The sequence below is a fragment of the Pseudomonas sp. NPDC089401 genome (genome assembly GCF_044749485.1).
GTDB lineage: Bacteria > Pseudomonadota > Gammaproteobacteria > Pseudomonadales > Pseudomonadaceae > Aquipseudomonas.
The window spans coordinates 35708-57818 of record NZ_JBIVIA010000003.1 but is presented as its reverse complement, the minus strand read 5'-3'; the positions used below and the strand labels follow the sequence as shown (position 1 = coordinate 57818).

Sequence of the window (22111 nt, the reverse complement as noted above, 5' to 3'; positions counted from 1 at the left end):
ATGAAACGCAGCAAAGGCTTTACCCTGATCGAGCTGCTGGTGGTGCTGGCGATCATCGCCACGTTGATGACCATCGCCATGCCGCGCTACTTCAACAGCCTGGAGACCTCGCGCGAGGCCACCCTGCGCCAGAGCCTGGCGGTGCTGCGCGAGGCCCTGGACCACTACTACGGCGACACCGGCCACTACCCGGACTCGCTCGACCAGTTGGTGGAACAGCGCTACCTGCGCAATACCCCGGTCGACCCGATCACCGAGCGCAGCGACGCCTGGCAGCTGCTGCCACCGCCCGAGGGCGTGGCCGGCGGTGTGGCCGACATCAAGAGCGGTGCCACAGGGAGGGCGCGTGATGGCAGCCTCTTCGCAGAATGGTAAGGCCTGCGCCGGCTTCACCTACCTCGGCGTGCTGCTGCTGATCGCCATCAGCACCACGGCCCTGGCCGCCTCCGGCACGCTGTGGTCGAGCGTTGCCCAGCGCCAGCACGAGCGCCAGCTGCTGTGGGTCGGTGGCCAGTACGCCCAGGCCCTGCGCAGCTACTACCGCGCCTCGCCGGGCCTGGCCCAGTACCCCAAGGACCTGGCGGACCTGCTGGAGGACAACCGCTTTCCCGAGGCCCGTAGGCACATCCGCCGGCTGTATCCGGACCCGGTCGGCAACGGTGAAGAGTGGGGCCTGCTGCGCTCGATCGATGGCCGCATCACCGGCGTGCACAGCCGTTCCGACGCCACGCCGTTCAAGCGCAGTGGCTTCGACACGCAGTTTTCCGGTTTCGAGGGCCTGGAGCACTACAGCGACTGGCAGTTCGTCGCCGAGCAGGCCTTCAACGAAAGCGCCGGCGGTGCCCGCACCCACGCCGGGCCAGGAGACACGCCATGAAACGCCTGTGCGCACTGGGCCTGCTGCTGGCCGCCTGGCTGCCCGTGGCGGCCATGGCCGACGCCGAAGACGAGATGAAAGGCTTCATCGTCGACAACACCATCTCGCACATCGGCCACGACTTTTACTACTACTTCGCCGACCGCCTGCGCGCCACCAGCCGCCTGGATTTCAACCTGGTGGTACGCGAGCGCCCGGATGCCCGCTGGGGCAGCCTGGTGACCGTGGAGTTCGATCGCGACGTGCTGTACCGCCGCTTTCTGCCACCGAACGTCACTCAACTGAAAGAAGAGGCCGTCGCGGCCGCCGACCTGGTCAAGCAGGAAGTCATACAGCGCAAGCTGCAACGCCTGCTGCAGGACACCACTGATCTGGAGAGGGATGAGTTATGAAAACCTGCATACCCCGTTGCCTGGCCGTGTGCCTGCTGGCCGGCGCCTTCGCCGCCCAGGCCACCGAGCTGGTGTACACCCCGGTCAACCCGGCGTTCGGCGGCAACCCGCTCAACGGCACCTGGCTGCTGAACAACGCCCAGGCGCAGAACGACTACGACGACCCCGACCTCAAGGACCGCACTTCTGCGTTCAGCGGCACCTCGGCCCTGGAACGCTTCAGCAACCAGCTGGAGTCGCGGATGTTGTCGCAGCTGCTGGACAACATCAGCAATGGCCAGACCGGGAGCATGGCCACCGACGCGTTCCTGATCGACGTGATCGACGATTCCGGCGCCTTGAGCATCAAGGTCACCGACCGCGCCTCGGGCGAAATTTCAGTCATCCAGGTGAATGGCCTGAACCCCTGAGAGGGACTGGCTACCTAGTTGGGGAGAGCACACCATGAAACGTCTGCTGAGCGCTTTGCTGATCTTCGCCACCTTGCAGGGCTGCGGCCTGCGCGAGCCGATGCCGGCCGAACAGGACTCGGAAACCCCGACCCTGACGCCGCGCGCCTCGACCTATTACGACCTGATCAACATGCCGCGCCCCAAAGGCCGGCTGATGGCGGTGGTCTATGGCTTCCGTGACCAGACCGGGCAATACAAGCCGACCCCGGCCAGCTCGTTCTCCACCAGTGTCACCCAGGGCGCGGCGAGCATGCTGATGGATGCGCTGAGCGCCAGCGGCTGGTTCGTGGTGCTGGAGCGCGAGGGCCTGCAGAACCTGCTGACCGAACGCAAGATCATCCGCGCCTCGCAGAAGAAACCCGACGTGCCGGAGAACATCGTCGCCGAGCTGCCGCCGTTGCAGGCGGCCAACCTGATGCTCGAAGGCGGCATCATCGCCTACGACACCAACGTGCGCAGCGGCGGCGAGGGCGCCCGCTACCTCGGGATAGACATCTCCCGCGAATACCGGGTCGACCAGGTCACGGTCAACCTGCGCGCGGTGGACGTGCGTACCGGGCAGGTGCTGGCCAACGTCATGACCAGCAAGACCATCTACTCGGTGGGCCGCAGTGCCGGGGTGTTCAAGTTCATCGAGTTCAAGAAGCTGCTCGAGGCCGAGGTGGGGTACACCACCAACGAACCGGCACAACTGTGCGTGCTGTCGGCGATCGAGGCGGCAGTGGGGCACTTGCTGGCCCAGGGCATCGAACGGCACCTGTGGCAGGTGGCGGGGGATGCAGGCGACGGCAAGGCCACGGTGGACAAGTTCCTGAGCCAGAACCAGCCCCAGTGACCAGCCTGCACCGGCCTCTTCGCGGCTAAAGCCGCTCCCACAGGGTACTCACTTTTCTTCAGGACAGTGATTTCCCTGTGGGGCTAAAGTTGCTCCCACAGGGTACTCCTTTTCTTCAGGACAGTGATTCCCCTGTGGGGCTAAAGTTGCTCCCACAGGGTACTCACTTTTCTTCAGGACAGTGATTCCCCTGTGGGAGCGGCTTTAGCCGCGAAGAGGCCGGTCCTGTCTGCGCGATCAGCCCGCCTTGCGCAAGGTCAGGTTGATCCGCCGCTCCCCCATCCTCGGATGCACCCCCGGCTTGATCGGCAGCACTCCGTGAAAGCGCAACCGGTCTTCGCCACCCCACACCAGCACATCCCCATGGGCTCAACGCGATCCGCTGCGTCCGCTCCGACCGCTGCATCCCGCCAAACAGGAACACCGCCGGCAACCCCAGTGAAACGGAAACGATCGGCTGGCCGAAATCCGCTTCGTCGCGGTCCTGGTGCAGGCTCAGGCGGGTGCCGGGCAGGTAGTGGTTGACCAGGCAGGCGTCTGGCACGAAGCCGTCGAAACCCGCTGCCGCTGCCGCTCGCCCCGCCAGCTCGAGCAGGACCTGGGGCAGGGCGGGCCAAGGGTTGCCGCTGATGGGGTCGGTCGGGCTGTAGCGATAGCCCTTGGCATCACTGACCCAGCCCAGCGATCCGCAATTGGTCAGCGCCACGCCCATGCGCAGGCCGCCTGGGGTCTGCATGTGCCGCAACGGCGCAGCGCGCAGCACCGGGCGCAGGGCGTCGAGCAGCGGCTCGATGCCGGCCAGGGCGAAGCCGGGCAGCAGCACGGTGTGGCTGGCCAGGCGTTGCGGCAGGGGGCCGAACAGGTCGAGGTCGGACTGGATCATGGGGCGGCGGCATGGGTTTGGGTGTTGGCCATTGTAGCGCCGCTGGCTTCTTCGCGGGCAAGCCCGCTCCCACAGGGATCGCATCAGCCAGGTAGGAGCGAGCATTGCTCGCGATGGGGCGCGCAGCGGCCCCAGTTTTTCAGCTTCGCAGCCAATGGAGCCGGGGCTGCGTTGCAGCCCATCGCGAGCAACGCTCGCTCCTACGTGGACCGCGCAAACCTGGAGTCGATGGATTTATTTTGGATGCTGAAAAAAAAAGGAACCGCGGCGCCAGGGAGAGGAGACGCCGCGGTTCAAGGGGGGAGCCTTCAATGCTGGGTAGCAGTGGCCATGTTGCCGTTGCCCATCTGGCTGATGGTGGCGGTCTGGTTGGCACCGCTCTGGTTGACGAACGCCTGGTTGGCCGTACCGCCCTGGGTCACGTAGGCGGCGTTGGCGCTGTCGGCCTGCTTGATCGTGGCGCTGTTGCCACTGCCGTACAGCTGGTTGGTAATGCTCTGGTTGGCGTAGCCGGACTGGTCCAGGGTAATGGTGTTGCCGCTGCCGTTGGACGAGCCGTAGGCGTAGTTGTCGGTACCGCGCTGGTCGGCGACGAGGATGTTGTCACTGCCGTTCTGCTCGAAGTACAGCTCGTTGTTGCTGTCTGCCTGCTTGGTCTGCATCGAGTTGCCGGTGCCGTTCTGGTTCAGCGTGGCCCGTTGGTACTCGCCCTTCTGGGTCAGGTTGACGCTGTTGCCGGTGCCGTTCTGGTTGAGCGTGGCGGTCTGGTTCTTGCCGAACTGGCCGCCCAGTTTCTCGCCCTTCCAGTTGCTGGCCATGACCTTGTTGCCGGTGCCCTTGGTGGTGATCTTCAGGCTTTGGTTGTCACCGGTCTGGTAGGTGAAGTGCTGGTTGTTGCTGCCGTTCTGGGAAATGGTGGTGTTCGCATTGTTGGTTTCGAACTGATCCGACCAGCTGGCGTTGGACTTGCCCTGTTGGTACAGGTTGGCGACGTTGTCCTTGCCGAAGCTCTGGTCGATGTAGCCTTCGTTGAGCTGGCCGGTCTGGTTGACGGTAGCCTGGGCACCGGTCTGGGTGTCCTGCCAGACCTCGACCGAATGGCCGGTGCCGTACTGGTCGATGGCGATGGTGCCGCCGTTGCCGTCGCGCTGGTCGCCGTAGGCGAAGTTCTGCTTGCCCTGCTGGAAGACCTGGATATAGCCATCGTTGTGCAGTATGTGCTCGGTGGCGGCGTAGTTGTCCTGGCCGTCCTGGTTGACGGTACTGCGGTTGTTGCTGCCGCCGAACAGTTGCTCGACGTAGGCTTCGTTGCGCTGGCCGCTCTGCTGGGTGGTGGCCTGGCTGGTGGTCTGGGTGTCCTGCCAGATGGTCGACTTGTTCTCGCTGCCGTCCTGAAGCTGGCTGGCCTGGTTGTTCTCGCCCACCGACTGGCTGGCGAAGGCATCGTTGTAGCTGCCCGCGGCCTGCTGGGTGATGTGGCTGGCGTTCTCGTACAGTTGCTCGGCGTAGCCGGCGTTGTACGAGCCGGTGGCACTCTGGTTGATGTAGCTGGTGCTGGCTTCCTGCACCGCCAGGTGGTTGTGGCCCTTGCCGGTCTGGGTCTGGGTGGCAGCGGCGAACGGTGCGACGGTCTGCTGCACTTCGGCGATGTTCTGGTTACCGGTCTGCGACTGGTTCGAGGTGCTGTCGTCGGCCATGACCTGGCCAGCCAGGGCCAGGACGATAGCGGCGCTTAAGGGAGCGAGCTTGAACATGGTGGTGCCTCCAGGTCTATCGATATTGGGTGATCTGAACATGCTGGCCATTGCCGGCTTGGGTCACTGAACTGCTCAGGCCTGTGCCGGCCTGCTCGATGCTTGCGCTGTTGTGGTTGCCGACCTGCTCGATGCTGGCACTGTTGCCACTGCCGCTCTGGCGGATCGAAGCGCTGTTGCCATATCCCTGCTGGCTGATGTTGGCCATCAGGTCACTCCCTGCCTGCAGGATGTACGCCTCCTGCGCGCCGCCTTCCTGGACGATGCGGCCCAGCAGGGCCTGGCCGTTCTGGTCGACGGCGGCACGGTTGCCCGACCCTTGCTGCTCGATCACCGCCAACTGGCCGCTGCCGGGTGGCAGCAGGCGGATGATCACCGGGTCGCCGAGGTCGTTGCCGGCAGCGAGGTCGGCGTTGTCCATCAGGTCGTCGGCTTGTGCCTGGCCGGCGAGGGCCAGGCACAGCAGCAGCGGGTACAGGCGGGTCATGGCGTTCTCCCGGGTTACTGCACGGTCACGTTGGTGGTGCGGGTACTGCCTTGGCTGCTGGTCACCGTGGCCGTCGGGTTGGCCGTCGGCACGATGGTGGTGCTGTTGCTCACCGTCAGCCGCCAGCGGCCGGTCACCGGTACCGTGGTGGTGCCGAGGGTCTGCACGCCGGTGGTGGTGGTGACCCGCACGGTGATGGTGTTGCCGGTGGTCACCGAGGAGGTGCCGCTGATGTCCCAGTTGAAGCGGTTGTTGGAGCGGGCCAGGACCGTGGCGGCGGTGACCGCGAAGGTTTCGGCGGCCGGGCGTGGCGACACGTTCACCGTGACGGTGCCCGGGGTGGACAGCGCCCCCAGCGAATCGCGCACCTGGTAGGTGAAGGTGGTGGTGAACGCCGAGGTCACCGTGGCCGGTGGGGTGTAGGTCACCGTGCTGCCGTCGGTGCTTGCCGAGCCGCGGCCTGCGGCGGGCTGGCTGACGTTGGCGACCACCAGCGGCGTGTTGCCTTCGGGGTCGGCGGCGCCGGCCAGGACGTTGATGGTCAGCGGTACACCCAGGGTGCTGACCGTCTGCGAGGTCACGGTTGGCGGCTGGTTGGGCGCCACGTTGATGGTCACCGTCGCGGGTGTCGACTTCAGCCCCTTGGCGTCCATCGCCCGGTAGCTGAAGGTCGCCACCAACGGCTGGGTGGCCCCGGCAGGCGGGGTGTAGGTGACCGAGGTGGTGCCGTTGAGCACGACGCCGCCCAGGCCCGTACCCGGTTGGGTGAGGTCGCTGATGGTCAGCGGCACGTTGCCGTCCGGATCGCTGTCGTTCTGCAGCAGGTTCAGGGTCAGCGGCACGCCGACACTGGTGCTGCCGTTGTCGGCCTGGGCCAGCGGCGCCTGGTTGTCGGCCTCGACCGGTGCATTGCCGACCACCACCACAGGCTCCACATCACTGCCGCCATGGGCGGACTTGATCGTCACGCTGGCGGGCGGCTGGGCAAGGTCGTTGACCGTGAGGGTCTGCAGCGTGCCGGACTTGGACAGCCGACCGTAGCCTTGGGCCAGCAGGTCCGGAACCACCACTTCGTCACTGGAGCGTGCCTCGATCACCAGGCGCTTGTTGGCCCAGTCGTAGCGAGCGGTGCTTACCTTGACCACGTCGGTCAGCTTGCTCGACAACGAGGTCGGGCGGGTGCCGCCGGTGGTGGTGCTGGCGGTGACCACCACCACCGAGGGTGGCGCTGCCTGGCTCAGCTGTTGGCTGAAGAACAGCCCGTTGTTGTCCGGCAGCAGGCTGAACTGGCAGGGCGAGGGTGGCGTGCCCACCAGCGCCAGGCCGTTGCGCATGCACACGCTGGCCGTGTTGGGGGCCTTGGCGAACACTTCGACGCGGCTGCCGGCGGCGTTGCGCGAATAGGTGGCGCGTTCCAGGGTGACCGGGGTTTGCGCACGTTGGTCCAGCACCTTGCCGGACAGCGTGAAGACGTTGGTCTGGATGGTCCCTGCCGGGCCGTCGATGCGCACGAAGTTGGTGTTGAACGGGCTGCCGGTCACCGCTTCGGTGATGTTCGGGTCGCCGACGAAGGTCTCGCTGGCGCCGGTATCCGGGTTGACCTCCGTGTACGGGCCGCCGACCCCGCGCAACCAGGGCCCGAGGTTGCCGCCCAGGGCACCACTGAAGTTGCCCGGCGCGCCGATGCCGATATCACGGGTGATGTTGATGGCGCGGCGCCCGGCGGTGGTGACATTGACCGTGTCCACACCATACGGGTGGGTGATGGTGTAGGTGCCGGGGCGGGGTACCGAGGCGCGGATACGGATGCGGGCGAAGCTCTGCTGGTCGCCATCGACCGGGTTTTCGGCGGCGAACGCCGCTTCCAGGCCGGCCACGTAGACTTCCAGCTCATAGCCGCTGTTGCCCACCTGGGGGATGGCGGTTTCTGCCAGGAACCAGAACATCTCCGGTGGCCAGTTGTCGGGGAACACCAGCGGCAGGGCATCGTCGTACACCCCAGGCTCCGGCAGCAGGGTGCACATGTAGGCCGGTGCGCCTGGCGCACCCGGCGCCCGGCTGCTGGTGGCGCGCGACTGGCACAGCTCCAGCGACAGGTCGTTGGCGTCCTTGTACCACATCGGGTAGCCACCGGTGGCGAAGGTGTAGGGGCCTGGGTCGACATCGGAAAGCTGTGCCCAGGCAGCACTGGTGACGGTGAGGGAGAAACCGGCTGCCAACAGCGCACGGCGTTGCCAAGTGTTCATGCTGCCTCCTTGAAGGCCGAGCCTTTGTCTGTTCATGGCACCAGCACCACGTCTTCGCTGTCACTGCCGCCGTTGGCGCTGGTGACCTGCACCTTGGCCGGCGGGATGGGTGACAGGCTGGTGGTCAGCGTCTTCACCGCGCCGTTGCCGCTGAGGTTGCCGATCAGCGTGCCGTTGCCGGTACGCGCGGTCAGGGCCGGCGGGCTGGTTTCGTCGCTGCTGCTGGCGACCAGGGTGAGCTGGCCGGAGGCCAGGCTGAACTCGGCGCGGGTGATGGTGACCAGGTCGGTCAGCGGCAGGTTCGCCGTGGTCAGGCTGCTGGTCGGGATCGCCACGCTGTTGTCGGCCTGCAGGGTCAGGATCGCCGGCAAGGTCGGGTTGAGCGCGGACTGGGCGTACCAGGTGCCGGTGCCGTTGGCCTCGGTCAGGCTCAGGTTCGGGGTCTGGCTGGTCAGCTTGACGGTGGCCGGAGGCGGCGGCGCCATGAGGAACACATCCTGCTGGGCGCGCAGGTTGCCGTTTTCGTTATGGCGCGAGTAGGTGGTGCGCAATGGCATCAACGGCGTCGGCAGGGCCACGTCCGAGAGCTTGCCGGAAATCGAGAACAGCTCGGTGCGCAGGTCCAGGCCATTGGGGCCTTCGATGCGCACGAAGTTGGTGTTGAACGGGCTGCCGGTCACCCGTTCGTCGAGGTTGGGGTCGCCGATGAAGCGTTCGTTGCCCTCGGTGTAGGGCCCGTTGATGCTGCGCAGGAACGGCCCGACGTCGCCTTTGAGCGCGCCGCTGAAATCGCCGGCGCCGGCGATGCCGATGTCGCGGGTCATGTTGATCGCCCGCCGACCACCGGCGGGCACGTCGAAGACTTCCACGCCGTAGGGGTGGGTGACCACGTAGGTACCGGCAGTCGGCACATCGACGCGGATGCGAACCCGGGCGAAGCTCACCTGGTCGCCCTCGGCCGGCTCTTCGGCGGCGAATGCCGCTTCGATGGCCGTGCCGTAGCTCAGGTCGATGCCCCGTGCGGCATCGACGATGGCCGCGTCGGCGGTGAACCAGAACGCTTCATCGGGGAAGTTGCTGGGGAAGGCGATGGGTTGGGTGTCATCGAACACGCCAGGGGTCGGCAACAGCGTGCACATGTAGGCCGGAGCGCCAGGCGCCCCGGCCACGCGTGAGCTGACCGCCTTGGTCAGGCACAGGTCCAGGGCGCGGCCATGGCTATCCTGATACCAGCCGGCGAAGTGGCCGTTGGCGAGGCTGTAGGGGCCGGGGTCGACTGCATTCAATGCAGCCTGCGCCGGGAGCTGGAGCATGCCGGCGAGAATCGCCACGGCCAGCGGGTTGGGTATCGGTCGGTGCATGAGTCTATTCCTCCTGCAAACGGGCCCATGGACTTGGGGCGTCTGGGAGGACTAGGGCAACAGCCGTGCCAGATTTTTCATAAATGGCTGGAGGGCTTGTGGCGCAAGGGTTGTGGCCCTGGGTACAGCGGTTTTTCGCGGATCGGGTACTGGGCGGTGTGCCCCAGCTTTGGGGGTGATGGGGTTTGGGGGTGTTCGCCCAGAAATTTCTCCCGCACACTGCGGAAAAAATACCAGGCACACAGCCCCGCCATCGCGGGCCTCTGCTGGAGCGAAACATGGCGCGACAATTACCCATAACAAACGCCCACGACCCGTTGCACGAATCTCGCCAGGCCCGCCTGCGCCTGGCCCGCGAAGGCGAGCTGCCGCTGGGCATGCTGCGCGACGAGATCGACGCCTCCTGGCGTCGCAGCCTGGGCCATGGCCTGGATTGCCTGCAGGGCGAGCAGGTCGGCCTGGGCCTGGAGCACGGCCACGACCTGCGCACGCTGCTGGAACGCAACCGGCTGCTGCTGGATGCGGTCACACCCGAGCTGGACTATCTGGTCGCGCGCCAGGGCAAGGCCGGCATCATCATCCTCGGCGACGCCCAGGCCAACGTGCTGGCCATCGAAGGGCAGACCCACGTGCTCAGCCGCGAAGGCCTGCGCGACCTGCACCCAGGCAGCTGCTGGAGCGAATCGCTGCGCGGCACCAACGCCATCGGCACTGCGGTGGTCGAAGGCCGCCCGACCCTGATCAACTGCGGCGAGCATTACCTCGACCGGCTAAGCCCGTTCTCCTGCACCTCGGTGCCGCTGCGCGACCCGCGCGGCGAGGTGATCGGCGTGCTCGACATCACCCGCGAAGGGGTCATGGCCCAGCCCCAGGACAGCCTGTCGACGCTGATGCTGGCCGCCAGCAACATCGAAAGCCGGCTGTTCGGCCTGTGCCACCCCGAGCAGCTGGTGCTGGCCTTCCACAGCCGCCCGCAATACCTCAACAGCGCCTGGCACGGCCTGCTGGCCTTGAGCTTGGACGGTGAAGTGCTGGCCGCCAACGACAATGCCTGCCAGTTGCTGCAGGTACCGCGCCAGGGCCTGATCGGCCGACGCTGCAGCGACCTGCTGGGCGAGCGCTCGCCGGCCTTCATCGCGCGCCTGTGGCAGGGCGGGGTGAGCAGCGTGCAGACCGCCAAGGGCGAATTCTGCTTCCGCGCCCTGCAATTGCCGCGGCACAGCGCGATCAATGGCCACGCCACAGCGGGCAAACCCACCCAGGCCAAGGCCGCGCCCGAACTGGAAGCCCTGGCTGGCGGCGACTCGCGCCTGGCGCGTAACCTGCGCATGGCCCGCCAAGGCCTGGGCAACGGCCTGCCGGTGTTGCTGCTGGGCGAGACCGGTACCGGCAAGGAGGTGGTCGCCCGCGCCCTGCACCAGGCCAGCCTGCGGGCCGACAAGCCCTTCGTCGCGGTCAACTGCGCGGCCATTCCCGAAGGGCTGATCGAGTCCGAACTGTTCGGCTACCGCGAAGGTGCCTTCACCGGCTCGCGCCGCGGGGGCATGGTCGGGCGGCTGATGCAGGCCCACGGCGGCACGCTGTTCCTCGACGAGATCGGCGACATGCCGCTGGCCCTGCAGGCACGCCTGCTGCGGGTGCTGCAGGAGCGAAGGGTCGCACCGCTGGGCGCGGGCGACGAGCAGGACATCGATGTGGCGCTGATCTGCGCCACCCACCGCGACCTCAAGCGGCTGGTGCACGAGCAGCATTTTCGCGAAGACCTGTACTACCGGGTCAACGGCGTATCCCTGCGCCTGCCGGCCCTGCGCGAGCGCGAGGACCTCGCCGGCATCATCGAAGGCCTGCTGGACAAGGCCGGCGGCAAGGGCGTGAGCCTAGACCCGGCGTTGGCCGCACTGCTCGAAGGCTTCGACTGGCCAGGCAACATTCGCCAGTTGGAAATGGTCCTGCGCACCGCCCTGGCCATGCGCGACGAAGGCGAGCAGGTGCTGACCCTCGACCACCTGACCGATTGCCTGCTGGACGAACTGGCCAGCGGCAGCGCGCCCTCGGGCAGCCTCAAGGACAACGAACTGGAACTGATCCGCGGCGCCCTGGCCCGGCACCAGGGCAATGTCTCGGCCGCCGCCGAGGCGCTGGGCATCAGCCGGGCGACGCTGTACCGCAAGCTCAAGCAGTTGCGCGGCTGACATGGGTGGCCTGTTCGCCCGGCTGGTGGAGTCCAGCGACCCCGTGCTCATGCGCCAGGCCCTGGCCTGGCTGTATGGTTTCGTCCGTCCCCAGCGGCGCGCCATTGGCGTGTTGCTGGGCCTGTCCCTCGGCGCGTCGCTGCTGGCGCTGGCGCAACCGTGGCTGGTCAAGACGCTGATCGACGAAGGCCTGCTGGCCAAGGACTACCAGACCCTCTGGCACATGGCGGCGATCATGATCGGCGCCGGCCTGCTCGGCACTGTGCTGGCCGGGGTCAACCGCTACCTGCACACACGCCTGTCGGGGCGCATCCTGTTCGCCCTGCGCGATGACCTCTACCGCCACTTGCAGCAGCTGTCGCCGACGTTCTACGGGCGCCGGCGCATGGGCGACATTCTTTCCCGGCTCGATGGCGACGTGGCCGAAATCCAGCGCTTTGCCGTGGACTCGCTGTTTTCTGCGGTGTCGGCGGTGATCGGCCTGGTCGGTGCGGTGGCCCTGATGCTGATGCTGTCGTGGCAGCTGTCGCTGTTGCTGGCGCTGCTGGTGCCGGTCGAAGTGCTGTGGCTGCGCTGGATGCGGCGCAAGGTCGAGCGCGAGGTGCGCAACCTGCGCGAGCGCTCGGCGGACGTGTCGTCGTTCCTGGTCGAAACCCTGCCGGCGATGAAGTTCATCCAGGCCGCCGGCCAGCAGGGCCGCGAGGCCGGGCGCCTGGACCAGCTGGGGCAGGGGTACATGCGCCAGTTGCTGAAGGTGCAGGTGACCGAGTTCTTTACCCAGGCGATCCCCGGCACGCTGACGTCCTGGTGCCGCGCCTGTGCGTTTCTGGTCGGTGGCTGGTGGGTGATCCAGGGCACCTGGCAACTGGGTGCACTGATCGCCTTTTCCACCTACATGGGCATGGCTGTCGGCCCGGTGCAGAGCCTGCTGGGCTTGTACGTGGCGGTGCAGCGCATGGCGGTGAGCCTGGGCCGGGTGATGGAACTCAAGCAGGAGGCGGTGGCGGTGCACGAAGCGCAAACGCCCCGACCGATGCCGGCGGGGCCCGGCGAACTGCGCCTCGAAGGCGTGCACTTTGCCCACGACGGGCGCCAGGGCGCGGTATTGGCTGGGCTGGATATCGCCATCCCGGGCGGCCTGAAGGTCGCCATCAGTGGGGCTTCAGGGGTCGGCAAATCGACCCTGATCGACCTGCTGCAACGCTTCTACGACCCGGATGCCGGGCGCATCCTGCTCGACGGCAGCGACCTGCGCGAACTGGACCTGGCAGCCTTGCGTCGGCGTATCGCCGTGGTCAGCCAGGACATCGTGCTGTTTCGCGGCACCCTGGCGCAGAACCTGGCCTATGGCGTGCCCCGGGCCAGCCGCAGCGAACTGCAGCGGGTGGTGCGCCTGGCGCAGCTGGACAGCCTGGTCGAGAGCCTGCCGCTGGGCCTCGATGGTGTGCTCGGCGAGCGCGGCCAGCAACTCTCCGGCGGGCAGAAGCAACGGATCGCCATTGCCCGCGCCGTGCTTCAGGACCCTGCGATCCTGGTGCTGGACGAGGCGACATCGGCGGTGGACGAGGCCACCGAGCGCGAGGTGATCGCGGCCATCGATGAACTGTTCGCCGGGCGCACGCGCATCCTCATCAGCCACCGGCCCTCGACCCTGGCCGATGCCGACCTGCATTTGCACCTGCAAGGCGGGCAGTTGCGAGTGTTGCCCGAGGAGGCGATCAAGCATGGTCGATAACTTGCGGGTGGGCGTGATCGACAGCGGATTCGCCGCCGATCAGGGGGTCGTTGGCGCGCGACGCTTCTGGCTGGAGGACGGCGTGCTGCGCGAGGGCGAAGCGCAACCAGACCGGCTTGGCCATGGCCAAGCGGTGCTGGCCAGCCTGCAACGGGAGTCCGGAGAGGTCCCGGTGCTGTTGGCCCAGGTGTTCAGCGACCAAGGCAGCACCAGCGCCTTGCAGGTCGCCGCCGGCCTGTTCTGGCTGGCGGAGCAGGGGGTGCAGGTGGTCAATCTCAGCCTCGGCTTGCAGCAGGACCGGCCGGTGCTGCGTCAAGCGTGCGCCGAAGTGCAGGCCGCCGGCGTGCTGCTGTGCGCGTCGAGCCCGGCCCAGGGCAATGCGGTTTTCCCCGCCTGCTACCCAGGTGTCATCCGGGTCACTGGCGATGCCCGCTGCGCGCCGGGGCAGTGGTCATGGCTGGGCAGCGCCCAGGCCGACTTCGGTGGCCATGTGGGCGAGCGCGGCAGGGCGGGCGCTAGCCTGGGCTGCGCGGCGCTGACCGGGCGGATCGCCGCGCTGCTGCGCGAGCAGCCGCGGCTGGAGCGCCAGCAGGTCTGCGCATGGCTGCAAGCCCATGCGGCCTACCACGGCCCCGAGCGTCGAGGTGTGCAAGATGCCTGAACCGCACATCCTGGTGCTGGGCGCGGGCCCGGCGGGCGCGGCCACGGCCATTGGCCTGCGGCGCCTGGGTTACCCGGTCAGCGTGGTGTCCGAGTGGCGCCGCTTCGCAGCCGTGGAAGGGGTTTCCCCGCGGGTGCTGGAGGGCCTGCGCCACGCCGGCCTGGGCGGCGCCCTGGGCGAGGCGGCGGTGCCGGCGACCCGCCAGGTGCAGTGGAACGGCCAGCAGTTGCAACTGAATCAGGAGTCCCTGCTCGACCGCCAGCGCTTCGACCGTGCCTTGCGCGATGACCTGGCGCGGGCGGGGGTGACGCTGGTGGAGGGGCGGGTGCGCGAGGTTGCCCCGGGGTACCAGGTACGCCTGGAGGATGGGCGACGGCTGGCAGGTGATTTCCTGGTCGAGGCGCGTGGCCGCCAGGCGCCGCTGGCTGCCGACCGCTTGCGCGGGCCGGAGACGGTCAGCCTGCTCAACCTCTGGCAGGGCGAGCCGGGCGCCCCGGCATCGGCGGTGGAAAGCCTGGAGGATGGCTGGGCCTGGATGGCCCGGCTGGCCGATGGGCGTTGCTACTGGCAGGTCACCCTGGATGCCGAGCGGTTGCCGGGCAAGGCGGCATTGCCGGACTACTGCGCTGCGCGCCGGCGCGACTCGGCGCTGGTGGCCAGGCTGTTCGATGCATCGGCCTTCGCGCCTGCGCAGGTCCATGCACGCAGCAGCACTGCCATTCTGGCCGGCGAGTGCGCTGGCGTGGATTGGTTGCGGGTGGGGGATGCCGCCATGGCGGTTGACCCATTGTCGGGGAACGGGATCTTCCAGTCGCTGTCCTCGGCGCTGCAGGCGCCGGTGGTGATCAATACCTTGCTGCGTCGGCCCGAGCGAGCGGGTTTGGCCAGGCAGTTCCACCAGCAGCGGATCGAGCAGCTGTTCCTGCGCTTTGCCCGGATCGGGCGGGATTTCTATGGGCAGGAAGCGGCGTGGGCCGGGATGCCGTTCTGGGCCCGCCGGCGGGGCTGGCCGGATGCCCAGCCGTTGCACCTGGCGGCGGACTGGGGGGCGGTGACGGTGGCGCGGCGGCCGGTGTTGCGTGACGGCTTCGTGGCTGAGGCCGAGGTGGTGGTGACGGCGGATCAGCCGTTGGGGGTGTGGCATTTGCAGGGGGTGGAGCTGGCGCCGGTGGTGTCGGGGTTGCAGGCTGGTTTGTCGCTTGAGGTTGTTTTGAATGGGCAACCTGCTGCACGGCAGATGATGGTTCGGCGATGGTTGGGGGAACAGGGTTATAGCTGAAATCCTGGGGCCGCTTTGCGGCCCTTTCGCGACACAAGGCCGCTCCTACAGGACACCGCGCGCCTCTGTAGGAGCAGCCTTGTGTCGCGAAAGGGCTGCAAAGCAGCCCCAGAATCTGCGATCAAAAGAAGGTCCCGACCACCAGTTGCATATAGGCCCCGGTATCGCGCCCGCCCAGCTGTGTGCCGCCATCCGCCGCGCTGCGCTCAGGCTTGTAGAACCCCACCAGCGGGCTGATCAGCAAGTGCTCGTTGACCATCCACTCCACATAAAGGTCCAGCTCGCGCCCGCCCAGGTTACCGCGCTCGGTGTCCAGCGTGTCGAAGTCGAAGTACAGCGCGCCCACCGTCAGGTTTTCCCGCGGATTGCCCTTGAGCGCCACATGGTGCACCTGGCTGTTCTTGTTGAACGGCCCGGCATAGTTGGCCGCCACCTCGCCCTGGAACCAGGTGCCGTAGCTGCGGCTCAGGCCGTAGAACAGCGGGTCGAAGTCTTGCGAAAAGCGGCTGTAGCGGTAGGTGGCGGTGGGCGTCCAGGGCAGCGCGGAGAAGGTCCAGTTGCCCTCCAGGTACCAGGCGTTCTCGCGCCCGCCGGTGCGTTCCTGGGTCACGTATTCGGCCGCCAGCTCCAGGTCCTTGACCCCCAGGCTGCCACGCCCGCGCAAGCTCACGGTGTCCATGCCGTCGCGGTGCTCCAGGCCCAGCAGCCGGGCGTAGCGCTGGTCGACGTCGAGGCCGCGGATCCAGCTCAGGCCCACGGTGCCCGGGTCGGCGACGTGCTCCAGGTTGGCCACGGCCATCGCGCTGTCGGCCTGGTAGTGGTTATCGGACTTGAGCCACATCAGGTCGCCGCGCCAGCCTTGCTTGCCGCCCAGGCGCAGTACGGCGGTGCGGTCGAAGGCCTTGCGCGCGGCCAGGTAGTAGGCGCCGCCGCGGTCGAAGTTGGCGCCCAGGTCGACCTTGCCGAGGTTGACAGGGTCGCCCTGGATCAGGAAACCGTCGCCCAGCGTGACCACCTGGCGGCCGCCGGAAATGTCGATGCCGTCCTCGCCCAGGGCCGGGAACAGGTCGTTCGAGCGCCAGCCCAGGTAGAGGTCTTCGAGGGCGGTACGGCGTTCGTCGCCCAAAGTCAGGCCGGCGGCATCGCCGTCGCCCCAGGTGGCCGAGCTGAGCAGGTTGGCGGCGCCATAGAGGGTGCCGCTGGCAGCCAGGGCCTGGCTGCCGCTGAGGCCGTACTTGACGTAGCCCTCGCGCCAGTTGCTGCTGCCGGGCTGGCGGTTGCCGGCCTGGTTGAAGCTTTCGTCGCTGTGGAAGAGGCCGAACAGGGCTTCGAGGTCGGCGTTGAGGGTGGTGCCGTCGTGGTCGTAGAGCGTGTGGGCGTGGGTGAGGGGGGCGGCCAGCAGCAGGGCCAAGGCGCAGGCGAGCGAGTGCCTCATGGTGGGCTCCATGTGTTCTTGTTGTTGTATTGGTTTTTCTGTGCCGGCCCTTTCGCGGGTGAACCCGCTCCACAGGTATCGTGCAAGGCTTGAATGCTATGCAGTACCTGTGGGAGCGGGTTCACCCGCGAAGAGGCCGGAACAGGTTGAAGATCAGAGCTTGATCAGCACCGACTTGAGCTCGGTGTAGTGCTCGATGGCCGCCGCGCCCATCTCGCGGCCGACCCCGGACATCTTGTAGCCGCCGAACGGCAGCGCCGGGTCCAGGGCGCTGTGGCAGTTGACCCACACCGAACCCGACTTGATCCGCGGAATCATCCGGTGCACCGCCGCGAGATCATTGGACCAGATGCTCGCGCCCAGCCCGTAGGGGTTGTCGTTGGCCAGGCCGATCACTTGGTCGAGGTCGTCGAACGGCATCGCCACCAGCACCGGGCCGAAGATTTCTTCCTGCACCAGTCGGTGGCGCTGGTCGACGTCGACGATCACCGTCGGCTTGACGAAGTAGCCCGGCCCGAAGCCTTCGCCGCCGCAGGCGATGGTCGCGCCCAGTTCGCGGCCCAGGTCGATGTAGCCGGTGACCCGCTGCTGCTGCCTGGCCGAGATCAGCGGCCCCATCTGCACCGCCGGGTCCAGGCCGCTGCCCAGCTTCATGCCGTTGGCGATGCTGGCGATGTCGGCCACCACGTTGTCGAAATGCTTGCGGTGCACGTAAAGGCGCGAGCCGGCGCAGCATACCTGGCCCTGGTTGAAGAAGATCGCCGTGGCGGCGCCGGCGGCGGCGTCCTGCAGGTTGGCGTCGGGCATGACGATGGTCGGCGACTTGCCGCCCAGCTCCAGGGTGACCCGGGTCATGTTGTCCATGGCCGCCTTGCCGATCAGCTTGCCGACCTCGGTGGAGCCGGTGAAGGTCAGCTTGTCCACGCCCGGGTGGCGGCTCAGCGCGGCGCCGGCGTCGAGGCCGGTGCCGGTGATCACGTTGAACACGCCGGCCGGGTAGCCGGCTTCGTCCACCAGTTCCGCCAGCTTGAGGGCGGTCAGCGGGGTTTCGTCGGCGGGCTTGAGCACCACGGTGCAGCCAGTGGCCAGGGCCGGGCCGAGCTTCCAGCAAGCCAGCAGCAGCGGGAAGTTCCAGGCGACGATGGCGCCGACCACGCCCACCGCCTCGCGGCGCACGAAACCGTGGAACTGGTCGTTGGGCATCAACGGCATCGAGGCTTCCACGGTGCTACCCTCGATCTTGGTGGCCCAGCCGGCCATGTAGCGCAGGAAATCGATGGCCAGCTGCACGTCCATCACCTGGGCCACGGCGGCGCTCTTGCCGTTGTTCAGGCATTCCAGTTCGGCCAGTTGCCGGGCGTCGCGCTCCATCAGGTCGGCCAGGCGCCACAGCAGGTTCTGCCGTTCGCGCGGGCGCACGCGGCTCCAGGGCGAATCGTCGAAGGCCTGGCGCGCGGCCTGCACGGCGCGGTCGACATCGACCTGCTCGGCGGCGGGGACTTCGCCAAGGATTTCACCAGTGGCCGGGTTGCGGAACGCCAGGGTGCGACCGCTGGCGGCGTCCTGCCAGTCGGCACCGATGCGCATCTTCAGTTTGCGCTCGAGGAAGGCGCGGGTGGCGGGCAGGATGGGCAGTTCGCAAAGCATGGGGCTGTGCCTCTTGTCATTGGGTGTGGCGGGCACTGGCGCAAGGGGCGTGCCAAAGCGGTGCAAGGAGCGCAAGGCATTGAACGGGCTGGGTTTTGCCTGGGTGCAAGGTCGTCTTTGCGGGGATGCGCTGTTGCACATTGAGACGGTGTGAGACGGTGGTGAAACAGTAGCTGTGCCGGCCTCTTCGCGGGCAAGCCCGCTCCCACAGGGTATGTGCAGTATTTGAGTAGTGTGGGAGCGGGCTTGCCCGCGAATGGCCTGCGCAGCAGGCCCTGTCTCAGGATGAAACACCCTGTCGCGAAATGGCACGCTCCAATGCCTCGGGTAACCGCGCAACACCACCGACTAAAACCACTAAAAGCCTGAAATACAACGCTTTTGCCCCACCTGGCACAGTTTCTGTATCGCAACTGTCACATGCACACCTGCTGTACCAAAGCGTGCGAAAAACCATAAGAACAACACCGTGGAGGTCTGACCTTGAAGACGACTCGACTCCGGCGGCATGCGGGCAGACTGGCGCTGGTCGCCACCGCACTGCTGGGCACCCAGGCCATGGCGGCCGAGCAGGGCCCGAGCCTGTTGCAGAACAAGTGCATGGGGTGCCATATCCCCGAAGGCAACGACACCTACAGCCGCATCAGCCACCAGCGCAAGACCCCGGAAGGCTGGCTGATGAGCATCGCCCGCATGCAGATCATGCATGGCCTGTCGATCAGCGACGACGACCGTCGCAGCCTGGTCAAGTACCTGGCCGATAAACAAGGCCTGGCACCCAGCGAAACCGACGGCGTGCGCTACGCCATGGAGCGCCGCCTCAACACCGTCGAGCAGTTCGACGCCCAGCTCGGCGAAACCTGCGGCCGCTGCCACTCCGGTGCCCGCGTCGCCCTGCAGCGGCGCCCGGCGCAGGAATGGGAGCACCTGGTCAACTTCCACCTCGGCCAGTGGCCATCCCTCGAATACCAGGCCCAGGCGCGTGACCGCGACTGGCTGGAGATCGCCCTCAAGCAAGTGGTACCGGAGCTGGCCAGGCGCTTCCCGCTGGAAAGCCCGGCCTGGGCTGCGTGGCAGAAAGACAAGCCCAAGGCCGACGCGTTGCCGGGGCAGTGGGCGTTCAGCGGCCATATGCTGGCCAAGGGCGATGTGCGCGGGGTGATGAGCGTCACCGCCGAGGAGGGTGACACCTTCAAGGTCGAGGTCAAGGGCGCGTATGCCGATGGCACACCGTTCAACGGCAGCGGCACGGCGATCCTCTACAACGGCTATGAATGGCGCGGCAACGTGAAAATCGGCGACAGCCAGCTGCGCCAGGTTTTCGCGGCTCTGGATGGCGAGATGAAAGGCCGCATGTTCGAGGCCGATCACGACGAGCGCGGCCTGGACTTCAGCGCCGCCAAGGCCGGCAAGGCGCGCCTGCTGGCCGTGCAACCGGCGTTCATCAAGGCCGGTGGCGAGAGCGAGATCACCCTGGTCGGCACCGACCTGTCCGGCCAGCCGGTGCTGGGCGCCGGCGTGGAAGTGACCGATGTGCTGGAGCAGACCCCGACCCTGGTACGGGTCAAGGCCCGCGCCGCAGCCGACGCCAGGCCCGGCCAGCGCGAAGTCGCGGTGGGTGCGCTCAAGGGCGCGGGGCTGGCGGTGTATGACAAGGTCGAGGAAGTAAAGGTGGTACCGGCATTCTCCATCGCCCGTATCGGTGAGAACGGCGCCTCGGTGCCCAAGGTGCAAGGGCGCTTCGAGGCCGAGGCCTGGGGCAAGGACGCCAGCGGCCAGCCGCTGCGCATCGGCTACCTGCCGGCGACCTGGAAGGTCGAGCCTTTCAACGAGCGCGCGGTCGAGGACGAAGACCTCAAGTTCGCCGGGCAGATGCAGGCCGACGGCGTGTTCGTGCCGGGCGGTGCCGGCCCCAACCCGGCGCGCAAGATGATGACCAACAACGCCGGCAACCTGAAGGTCGTCGCCACCCTGGCCGACGGCGGCCAGACCGGCGAAGGCCACATGATCGTCACCGTCCAGCGCTGGAACAACCCGCCGCTGCCGTAAACCCAGCGGGCAACGGTTTTTCCATCGGATCGATTATCGGGAGGTCGCCATGGGCGCACTACTCAACCTGGTCGAACGCAACCTGCACGAAGTGCAGGTCGATGCCGACCGCATGCTGTTCCATATCCCCAGCAGTTCGCTGTTCGCCGCCGACGCAGTGACCGGCGGCATCATCGACGCCCTGCGCCAGCACGGCTGCTCGGCCGAAGAGCTGACGCAGCGCCTCGGCCAGCAGTTCGCCGGGCAGGACATCATCGATACCCTGCGCGAGCTGATCGCCCTGGAGCTGGTCAGCGACGGCTCGCCGCTGACCCCGGAGATCGCCCTCAAGCAGGTCGAGCGCACCGCGCTGAACACCGTGGTGCTCAACGTCAACACCGGTTGCAACCTCAGCTGCACCTATTGCTACAAGGAAGACCTGGACAAACCGTCCGCTGGCAAGAAGATGAGCACCGCCACCGCCGAGGCCTCGGTGGAGATGCTGCTCAAGGAATCGCCCGACGAGCAGCGCTACAGCGTGGTGTTCTTCGGCGGCGAGCCACTGTCCAACCGGCCGCTGATCGAGCACATGGTCGGCTACTGCGAGCGGCGCTTCGCCGAGGCCGGCAAGCAGGTGGAATTCATCATGACCACCAATGCCACCTTGCTCACCGAGGAGATCGTCGACTGGCTCAACGCCCACCGCTTCGGCCTCTCGGTGAGCATCGACGGGCCCAAGACGGTGCACGACCGCAACCGCATCACCGTGGGCGGGCAGGGCACGTACGACGTGGTGCGGCGCAAGGCCGACATGCTGCTGTCGCGCTACAGCAGCCGCCCGGTGGGCGCACGGGTGACCCTGACCCGTGGCATCACCGATGTCGAGACCATCTGGAACCACCTGTTCAACGAACTGGGCTTCGCCGAAGTCGGCTTCGCCCCGGTCACCTCCGGCGACATGGCCGACTTCAACCTCACCGGCGAGGAGCTGGTGCAGGTGTTCGCCAACATGAAGGCGCTTGGCCGCCAGTACCTCGAGGCGGCGCTGGAGCACCGCAACATCGGCTTCTCCAACCTGCACCAGTTGATCACCGACATCCACGAGGGCCACAAGAAGGCCCTGCCGTGCGGCGCCGGGCTGAAGATGCTGGCAGTGGACCACCAAGGCGAGCTGAACCTGTGCCACCGCTTCACCGGCTCCAGCCTGCCGACCTTCGGCAACGTGCACCAGGGGGTCAAGCAGGCACAGCTCAACGACTTCCTGTCCCAGCGCCTGGACCGCAGCAACACCGGCTGCGAAAGCTGCCGCATCCGCAACCTGTGCTCCGGTGGCTGCTACCACGAAAGCTACGCGCGTTATGGCGACCCGCAGCACCCGACCTACCACTACTGCGAGCTGATGCGCGACTGGGTCGACTTCGGCATCGAGGTCTACAGCCGCATCATGGCCGCCAACCCGGCCTTCATCGACCGCTACATCACTCCGCGCAAGGCACACTGACATGAAGCACTTGAAGCCCCTGAACAACAAGGCGCGCATCCTTGAGCAGGCTGCCGCCGAAGACCGCGTCGACGAAGTCCTGGCCATGAGTGCGGTGGCCGGCTGCACCGCCACCACCGACCCGGGCTGGGAAGTGGACGCCTTCGGCGGAGTGAGCTCGCTGTGCCAGCCGATGGAGGCCGACCTGTACGGCTGCTCCGACCCTTGCTGGTGGCCGGCCCAGGTGCCGGACATGATGAGCACCTACCAGGACTGGAACGCCCAGGCGAGCAACTCCCAGGACGACTGGCGCAATCTCGGCACCGTGTTCCCGAAAGACAAGTGACCGGCCCGACAAGAATGACAA

At 67.1% G+C, this 22111-nt stretch carries 18 protein-coding genes and 1 pseudogene; 12 read left to right on the top strand and 7 right to left on the bottom strand.

The genetic code is table 11. The features are described 5' to 3' along the window. From ACIP21_RS07765 to ACIP21_RS07745, 5 genes are read left to right on the top strand one after another with little or no spacing between them, the layout of a single operon-like run. Complete coding sequence (locus ACIP21_RS07765) at window positions 1–375, top strand: type II secretion system protein (RefSeq protein WP_400686015.1); 375 nt, start codon at window positions 1–3, stop codon at window positions 373–375. Beyond that, a complete protein-coding gene (locus ACIP21_RS07760; protein ID WP_400686012.1) occupies window positions 350–877 on the top strand; it encodes a type II secretion system protein in 528 nt (175 codons plus the stop codon). Before ACIP21_RS07765 ends, ACIP21_RS07760 begins: the two co-directional genes overlap by 26 nt. Next, complete coding sequence (gene csgE / locus ACIP21_RS07755; protein WP_400686010.1) at window positions 874–1269, top strand: curli production assembly/transport protein CsgE; 396 nt, start codon at window positions 874–876, stop codon at window positions 1267–1269. Before ACIP21_RS07760 ends, csgE begins: the two co-directional genes overlap by 4 nt. Further along, complete coding sequence (locus tag ACIP21_RS07750) at window positions 1266–1679, top strand: curli assembly protein CsgF (RefSeq protein ID WP_400686007.1); 414 nt, start codon at window positions 1266–1268, stop codon at window positions 1677–1679. The genes csgE and ACIP21_RS07750 overlap by 4 nt, the downstream gene beginning before the upstream one ends. Before the next feature lie 34 nt (window positions 1680–1713). Continuing rightward, window positions 1714–2556: a CsgG/HfaB family protein gene (locus ACIP21_RS07745; protein WP_400686004.1), complete on the top strand. Its 843-nt coding sequence runs from the start codon at window positions 1714–1716 to the stop codon at window positions 2554–2556. A 237-nt stretch (window positions 2557–2793) separates the two neighbouring features. Here ACIP21_RS07745 and alkB read toward each other — a convergent pair. From alkB to ACIP21_RS07720, 5 genes and pseudogenes are all read right to left on the bottom strand, one after another. Then, window positions 2794–3439 (bottom strand): annotated as a pseudogene (alkB, locus tag ACIP21_RS07740) (DNA oxidative demethylase AlkB). Between the two features lie 308 nt (window positions 3440–3747). After that, window positions 3748–5193: a curlin gene (locus ACIP21_RS07735; RefSeq protein WP_400686001.1), complete on the bottom strand. Its 1446-nt coding sequence runs from the start codon at window positions 5191–5193 to the stop codon at window positions 3748–3750. Window positions 5194–5209: 16 nt separating this feature from the next. Next, complete coding sequence (locus tag ACIP21_RS07730; protein WP_400685998.1) at window positions 5210–5680, bottom strand: curlin; 471 nt, start codon at window positions 5678–5680, stop codon at window positions 5210–5212. Window positions 5681–5694: 14 nt separating this feature from the next. Further along, window positions 5695–7926 (bottom strand): Ig-like domain-containing protein, encoded by a 2232-nt coding sequence (locus ACIP21_RS07725; RefSeq protein WP_400685996.1) that lies wholly within the window; start codon window positions 7924–7926, stop codon window positions 5695–5697. A gap of 32 nt (window positions 7927–7958) precedes the next feature. Beyond that, on the bottom strand, window positions 7959–9287 hold the full coding sequence (locus tag ACIP21_RS07720) for a hypothetical protein (RefSeq protein WP_400685993.1): 1329 nt from the start codon (window positions 9285–9287) through the stop codon (window positions 7959–7961). Between the two features lie 278 nt (window positions 9288–9565). Here ACIP21_RS07720 and ACIP21_RS07715 point away from each other — a divergent pair, with 278 nt between their 5' ends. Genes ACIP21_RS07715 through ACIP21_RS07700 form a run of 4 tightly spaced genes read left to right on the top strand, consistent with a single transcriptional unit; the run spans window position 9566 to window position 15154 of the window. Next, window positions 9566–11479 carry a sigma-54-dependent Fis family transcriptional regulator gene (locus tag ACIP21_RS07715; RefSeq protein WP_400685990.1) on the top strand — a complete coding sequence of 638 codons (1914 nt, stop codon included), beginning with the start codon at window positions 9566–9568 and terminating at the stop codon, window positions 11477–11479. Window position 11480: 1 nt separating this feature from the next. Continuing rightward, window positions 11481–13214 carry an ABC transporter ATP-binding protein gene (locus ACIP21_RS07710; protein WP_400685987.1) on the top strand — a complete coding sequence of 578 codons (1734 nt, stop codon included), beginning with the start codon at window positions 11481–11483 and terminating at the stop codon, window positions 13212–13214. Next, window positions 13204–13875: a S8 family serine peptidase gene (locus ACIP21_RS07705; RefSeq protein WP_400685984.1), complete on the top strand. Its 672-nt coding sequence runs from the start codon at window positions 13204–13206 to the stop codon at window positions 13873–13875. The genes ACIP21_RS07710 and ACIP21_RS07705 overlap by 11 nt, the downstream gene beginning before the upstream one ends. Next, window positions 13868–15154 carry an NAD(P)/FAD-dependent oxidoreductase gene (locus tag ACIP21_RS07700; RefSeq protein ID WP_400685981.1) on the top strand — a complete coding sequence of 429 codons (1287 nt, stop codon included), beginning with the start codon at window positions 13868–13870 and terminating at the stop codon, window positions 15152–15154. Before ACIP21_RS07705 ends, ACIP21_RS07700 begins: the two co-directional genes overlap by 8 nt. A gap of 121 nt (window positions 15155–15275) precedes the next feature. Here the strand turns inward: ACIP21_RS07700 and ACIP21_RS07695 are convergent, their stop codons facing one another. Both ACIP21_RS07695 and ACIP21_RS07690 read right to left on the bottom strand, forming a co-directional pair. After that, window positions 15276–16589: a hypothetical protein gene (locus ACIP21_RS07695; protein WP_400685978.1), complete on the bottom strand. Its 1314-nt coding sequence runs from the start codon at window positions 16587–16589 to the stop codon at window positions 15276–15278. Between the two features lie 153 nt (window positions 16590–16742). Further along, window positions 16743–18236, bottom strand: a complete 1494-nt coding sequence (locus tag ACIP21_RS07690) for an aldehyde dehydrogenase family protein (RefSeq protein WP_400685975.1) — start codon at window positions 18234–18236, stop codon at window positions 16743–16745. Window positions 18237–18719: 483 nt separating this feature from the next. Between ACIP21_RS07690 and peaA the strand changes: the two genes are divergently transcribed. Genes peaA through qhpC form a run of 3 tightly spaced genes read left to right on the top strand, consistent with a single transcriptional unit; the run spans window position 18720 to window position 22090 of the window. Further along, window positions 18720–20285, top strand: a complete 1566-nt coding sequence (peaA, locus tag ACIP21_RS07685; protein ID WP_400685972.1) for a quinohemoprotein amine dehydrogenase subunit alpha — start codon at window positions 18720–18722, stop codon at window positions 20283–20285. A 49-nt stretch (window positions 20286–20334) separates the two neighbouring features. Then, window positions 20335–21765, top strand: a complete 1431-nt coding sequence (peaB, locus tag ACIP21_RS07680; RefSeq protein WP_400685969.1) for a quinohemoprotein amine dehydrogenase maturation protein — start codon at window positions 20335–20337, stop codon at window positions 21763–21765. Between the two features lies 1 nt (window position 21766). After that, a complete protein-coding gene (gene qhpC, locus ACIP21_RS07675) occupies window positions 21767–22090 on the top strand; it encodes a quinohemoprotein amine dehydrogenase subunit gamma (RefSeq protein WP_400685966.1) in 324 nt (107 codons plus the stop codon). Window positions 22091–22111: the final 21 nt, after the last annotated feature.

Coding starts and splice junctions, on each gene's coding strand:
- ACIP21_RS07765 (WP_400686015.1), top strand. CDS start 1: ATGAAACGCAGCAAAGGCTTTACCCTGATCGAGCTGCTGGTGGTGCTG.
- ACIP21_RS07760 (WP_400686012.1), top strand. CDS start 350: ATGGCAGCCTCTTCGCAGAATGGTAAGGCCTGCGCCGGCTTCACCTAC.
- csgE (WP_400686010.1), top strand. CDS start 874: ATGAAACGCCTGTGCGCACTGGGCCTGCTGCTGGCCGCCTGGCTGCCC.
- ACIP21_RS07750 (WP_400686007.1), top strand. CDS start 1,266: ATGAAAACCTGCATACCCCGTTGCCTGGCCGTGTGCCTGCTGGCCGGC.
- ACIP21_RS07745 (WP_400686004.1), top strand. CDS start 1,714: ATGAAACGTCTGCTGAGCGCTTTGCTGATCTTCGCCACCTTGCAGGGC.
- ACIP21_RS07735 (WP_400686001.1), bottom strand. CDS start 5,193: ATGTTCAAGCTCGCTCCCTTAAGCGCCGCTATCGTCCTGGCCCTGGCT.
- ACIP21_RS07730 (WP_400685998.1), bottom strand. CDS start 5,680: ATGACCCGCCTGTACCCGCTGCTGCTGTGCCTGGCCCTCGCCGGCCAG.
- ACIP21_RS07725 (WP_400685996.1), bottom strand. CDS start 7,926: ATGAACACTTGGCAACGCCGTGCGCTGTTGGCAGCCGGTTTCTCCCTC.
- ACIP21_RS07720 (WP_400685993.1), bottom strand. CDS start 9,287: ATGCACCGACCGATACCCAACCCGCTGGCCGTGGCGATTCTCGCCGGC.
- ACIP21_RS07715 (WP_400685990.1), top strand. CDS start 9,566: ATGGCGCGACAATTACCCATAACAAACGCCCACGACCCGTTGCACGAA.
- ACIP21_RS07710 (WP_400685987.1), top strand. CDS start 11,481: ATGGGTGGCCTGTTCGCCCGGCTGGTGGAGTCCAGCGACCCCGTGCTC.
- ACIP21_RS07705 (WP_400685984.1), top strand. CDS start 13,204: ATGGTCGATAACTTGCGGGTGGGCGTGATCGACAGCGGATTCGCCGCC.
- ACIP21_RS07700 (WP_400685981.1), top strand. CDS start 13,868: ATGCCTGAACCGCACATCCTGGTGCTGGGCGCGGGCCCGGCGGGCGCG.
- ACIP21_RS07695 (WP_400685978.1), bottom strand. CDS start 16,589: ATGAGGCACTCGCTCGCCTGCGCCTTGGCCCTGCTGCTGGCCGCCCCC.
- ACIP21_RS07690 (WP_400685975.1), bottom strand. CDS start 18,236: ATGCTTTGCGAACTGCCCATCCTGCCCGCCACCCGCGCCTTCCTCGAG.
- peaB (WP_400685969.1), top strand. CDS start 20,335: ATGGGCGCACTACTCAACCTGGTCGAACGCAACCTGCACGAAGTGCAG.
- qhpC (WP_400685966.1), top strand. CDS start 21,767: ATGAAGCACTTGAAGCCCCTGAACAACAAGGCGCGCATCCTTGAGCAG.